Here is a 5,047-nt window from a genome sequence, read left to right as displayed (position 1 = left end):
CAAGGATAAAGAAAATAAAGCTTGATCCAGAATTTGATCTTGTAAAATCATTCAATGGCCTAGTTCGATCCTATCCAAATGCCTTTGTCAATTTCTTTCATATTCCTGAAGTCGGGACTTGGATAGGCGCTTCCCCTGAAATCTTAATCCAGACAAAAGGCGAAGAGTTTTATACCATGTCACTAGCGGGCACCCAAAAAGCACAGGGAGAAAATCCCTTGAAATCCGCAGCATGGACACAAAAAGAAATTGAAGAACAGGCCCTTGTCAGTAGGTATATAGTGGATTGCTTCAAAAAAATCAGACTGAGGGAATACGATGAACATGGCCCAAAAACTGTCCTTGCCGGCAACCTCCTACACCTTCGCTCAGATTTTAAAGTCAACATGAAATCCACCAACTTCCCTCAATTAGGAACGGTAATGCTCCAACTCCTGCATCCTACTTCGGCAGTTTGTGGAATGCCAAGAAATGCTGCACTAGAATTTCTACAAAAAAATGAACCCTTTAACAGGTCATTTTTCGCCGGGTATATCGGCCCGGTAAATGTGGAAGATGAAACTTCCATCTATGTCAATCTCAGGACAGCAAGAATCGCGGATGGACATGCTATATTATATGCCGGGGCAGGCGTCACAGAAGACTCAATCCCTGAAAAGGAGTGGGAAGAAACAGAAATGAAATGTGACATTATCGCCAAACACCTTAACTAGAATAAAATATTGGTCCTTCAACCTATTATTGATTTAGCCTCGATTTGCGCACTAAAGGGTGCAAAAAACGTCATCCTTTCACCAGGATCGAGATGTGCCCCCATCACCCTTGCCTTTGCGAGACATCCAGACATCCATACCAGGACCATCCCAGATGAAAGGTCTGCCGCATTCATAGCATTGGGAATAGCACAAGAACTTGGTCAACCCGTTGTCCTAGTCTGTACATCAGGTTCGGCTGCTTACAATTATGCACCTGCCATCGCTGAAGCTTATTTTCAACAGGTTCCTTTGATAGTCATCACGGCCGACCGCCCACCAGAATGGATCGACCAATGGGATGGGCAGACGATACGTCAAACTGAAATTTATGGCAAACATGTGAAAGGATTTTTGCAGTTCCCTGATGAATTTGGACATCCTGACAAAGTATGGCATGCTAATAGAATTGTGAATGAAGCAATAAACATAGCCTGCCAATTTCCATTCGGACCGGTACATATCAACATTCCTTTGCGCGAGCCTTTTTATCCTGAAAACACAGAATCATTCGATTATTCGAATTCTCCCAGGATAATCGAACCGCATTATTCTGAATTGATGTTGACACAAAAAACAAAAAATGATTTGGTTCAAGCTTTATCAGGATTTAAGAATATCCTCATAGTACCTGGTCAGCAAAAATCTGATTCAAGCATTCAGTATATTTTGGATGAATTGGCAAAAAGCGGAAAAGCGGTTGTGGTAACAGATACAATTTCGAATCTTCAGTCTGAATTCACCATCAACCAACATGACCATTTTGTAGGAAACGAAAAACTAAATGGATCATTAAAACCTGATCTGGTTCTTACCTTCGGCAAATCCATTATTTCTAAAAGTTTGAAGGTTTTTTTAAGAAATTCCGAAGCAGTCCATTGGCACATTCAACCGGCTGGCTACATACCTGATACGTTTCAGGGATTGACAAAAACTATTCATTGCCAGGTTTTGGAAATTTTGGACTTACTGAATGAGGCTTTATTACCTAATAGCAGCTTTGCTTCTTCCTGGCAAAAATTTGAAAACAAGGTTCGGGAAAGTTTTGATTCCATATTGGGGAATTCAGAGTTTGGGGAATACCAAGCGATTTCGATTTGCATGAAAGCCGTCCCTTCAGATTCCAAAATCCACCTTGCCAACAGCATGGCTGTCCGATATGTCAACTTTCTGGGAAAGAGAACTCAAGAAATTTATTGTAATAGAGGTACAAGTGGCATAGATGGGAGTAGCAGTACTGCAGTCGGTTGTTCCTTGAGCACTGATGCTTATGTCACATTGGTGACCGGAGATATGGCATTCTTTTATGACCGCAATGCTTTTTGGCACAATTACCCAATTCCCAATCTGCGAATTGTATTATTGAACAACCATGCCGGAGGGATTTTCCGATTGATTGATGGCCCGGCAAAACAACCTGAATTACAGGAGTATTTCGAAACCAGACAAAATTTGGATGGTAGAAATTTGGCTAAAGAATTTGGGTTTGAGTATCATCTTGCCACTGACATGGACAGTTTAAAAATTGGTCTCGCAGATTTCTATTCAAAATCACCTGTTCCAAAAATTCTTGAAATACAATCAGACAGTACCAAAAATGCAGATATCTTAAAATGGGTAAAGTCAAAAATAAACCAATGAGCATAAAAAAAACCGGAATCACTTCCGGTTTTTTTAGGATTAAACAACTTTATTAAATTTCCTGAAACACCCTGACATAATCTACAACCATTTGTTGTGGAAAAATAGTTGTTCCGTTTGGGCTGCCGGGCCAGTTTCCACCTACGGCCACATTGAGTAACAGAAAGAATGGTTTTTTGAATTCATCCAAAGCGCCAGGCGTTATATCTATTTCATGATAAGGGACATTATCCAAAAGCCAAACGATTTTGTCCTTATTCCAGATAATAGAAAACACATGAAACTCACCGTTGAATATTCCGGAGTTTTTCTTCTTACTTCCGCCAAATTGGGCATAGTTTCCATTATTATCCCAGTGAACGGTACCATGAATGGTATTGTCCCTGCCATCGGCATTACCACCGATCATCTCCATGATATCTATTTCACCGCAGGCAGGCCAATTGACAGTAGTGATATTATCACCAAGCATCCAGATAGCAGGCCAAATTCCTTGCCCTTTTGGTAAAGCTGCGCGAACATCAATCCTACCAAAAGTGAAGGATTTTTTACCTTGGGTTTTGACCCTTGAGGAAGTATAATTTCTGCTTCCAAAATTTTCCTGTTTTGCTTTGATGATAAGATATCCATCTCTCACCTCAGCGTTTTCCTGTCTGTAATATTCAAGTTCATTGTTTCCCCATCCACAAAGATTTGGACATCCATCTCCTATATCATACACCCAATCTGAAGAAAGGCTTGAACCTCCAAATTCATCATTCCAGACCAGATTGTAGCCGTTATAGGTCAGCGGACTTTCAAAACCTGTCAAGGGAATTTCCTCTTCCAGTTCTGCACCTGTGATTTCAACACTCTTAGTCAAAGAAATAAAATCGGCTTCTGTAGAATGTGCTTGTACCCTGATCGTATAGGTTCCTTCGGCATTGTAATTATAAACCACAGAATTACCTACTACTCTCTCAGGAACTTGATTTGGAAGACCATAGCTTACTTTGTAAAAGTTAGCATCAATTGCCTGAAAATCAATCTTCACAGCCCCTCTACCGGTTTTTTCGACCGATACCTGTAGGTTACTTGGCAGCAATACCTGTTGGTCTACTTCTTCCTGAGAACAAGAAGATGAAGCAAATACCGCCAGAAAAAGAAGATAGATCAATTTAACTTTTGCCATTATCAAAATCATTTAAATTTCAACCGGAACTAATATAAATGACCAGAAAACAGTCCCATTATTAGTTATATCGATAGTAATAGTCAATTCCTCAGTGTCGCCGTCTTTGACATAATTCAATACATCGTAAGTCACAGATTTATTTGTATCCGGCGGTCCTGCAGAGTATTCTCCTCCATTAAACGCTTTAGGCAAGACCATAAAAGCACCTGTCCCTGTCACTGTTATTTTTGATCTTGTGGACTCATTCCCTTCAGTAAAGGAAAATGAATGGATTCCAGATTTCCATGCCTCGCCGGGTTTTCCAATCAAGTTAGCTTCAGGCTGACATCCTTCAGTTTCTACCCCCATGTAAGACTCCCCAAAGATATCATCCAATGCATCATATTCAAATTCCCCACCTTCATTGAAAATGAATAGGTCATTGAAAAGACAAGGTCTTGCTGAAGAAAGATTCTCTCCGTTTGGATAATATTCATCACTTCCAGGTGATGGTCCTACACCAAAAGCTTTGGCAGCGGGCTTCAACTTCCATGCTTTTTTACCATTTCCGATAAGGTCCTGTAAAGTGAAAGTTCCGTCATTGGGCTCAGGATCGGGATCAGGAACTACGCCGCCTGTGCTGTCGTATCCAGCACGGATTAGCCTGATATACCAAGATAGACCTGCATTTGCTTGGTCAATTGACCTTAAGAACATCACGTTGTCATCAATACTTAGAACCTGATAAGTTCGGCTACCGGCAAAGTATCCCAAAAATCCTCCAGAAGAAATCGTGAGGGTAGGGAACCCAGTTTCCGGCTCTACTATTGTCCATGTAAGCCCATTGGGGGCATTAAAAGGAGCCCGCAAATCTCCAACGCCTGAATCAACAGCCCCTGGAAAATTAGGTCCTTGGGCTGCATTGATATAGACATCTCCATTGGTTTGCATGTTAAAACCAAACCCCGCAAGCTTAAAGGTATACCTGTCATCGTACATGCCAGCACCGGCTTTTTCGTTGGCTTTTGCCTGATACCATTCAGGGAAATATCCCGCTTGAACCGGATCAGGTCCAACACCAAAATGACCAGCTGAGGCGGAGTCAACCACCCAAATCTTGCCATCCACGGCGGAGGATCCACCTGTCAAAAAGTTATATATCGGTTTATCCAACAAAACAGGATCAGTCTCCTCAATAACGACTGTACGCGTAGAAGTGATATTGCCGCCTGCATTGAAAATAGTAAGCTTCACAGTGTAAGTACCTTTCAATGGATATATGCCTGTCACGGTTTTTCCTGTTCCGGTTGATCCATTTCCCAAATCCCAATTCATAATGAAGAACTCAGAATTCGCTGTGAAATTGATGATATTATCACTTTCGGCACTTGCTTCAAAAGTGAAGGCTGCATCTTCTTCGGTTGGCGGTAACGCATCCAAAGAATACTCTTCTATACATGCCCCTAACACGATAAAGGGCAATAGTAAAATGAGGTAATTT

The 5,047-nt window shown here is 41.3% G+C and carries 4 protein-coding genes; 2 read left to right on the top strand and 2 right to left on the bottom strand.

Going from position 1 to position 5,047, the window contains the following annotated elements:
• Both ACZFYI_RS15550 and menD read left to right on the top strand, forming a co-directional pair.
• The coding region (locus tag ACZFYI_RS15550; RefSeq protein ID WP_462525046.1) for a chorismate-binding protein at positions 1 to 713 on the top strand (713 nt) is incomplete at its 5' end.
• 9 nt (positions 714 to 722) lie between these two features.
• Positions 723 to 2,393 (top strand): 2-succinyl-5-enolpyruvyl-6-hydroxy-3-cyclohexene-1-carboxylic-acid synthase, encoded by a 1,671-nt coding sequence (gene menD, locus ACZFYI_RS15545; protein WP_462525045.1) that lies wholly within the window; start codon positions 723 to 725, stop codon positions 2,391 to 2,393.
• Between the two features lie 52 nt (positions 2,394 to 2,445).
• Here the strand turns inward: menD and ACZFYI_RS15540 are convergent, their stop codons facing one another.
• Both ACZFYI_RS15540 and ACZFYI_RS15535 read right to left on the bottom strand, forming a co-directional pair.
• The gene (locus ACZFYI_RS15540; protein WP_462525044.1) at positions 2,446 to 3,564 is read right to left on the bottom strand and encodes a glycoside hydrolase family 16 protein; all 1,119 of its coding nucleotides are present in this window, start codon (positions 3,562 to 3,564) and stop codon (positions 2,446 to 2,448) included.
• A 12-nt stretch (positions 3,565 to 3,576) separates the two neighbouring features.
• On the bottom strand, positions 3,577 to 5,047 hold a 1,471-nt coding region (locus ACZFYI_RS15535; RefSeq protein ID WP_462525043.1), incomplete at its 5' end, for a PKD domain-containing protein.

It is taken from the genome of Aquiflexum sp. (genome assembly GCF_977115555.1).
This window is presented reverse-complemented; position numbering and strand designations above follow the sequence as displayed.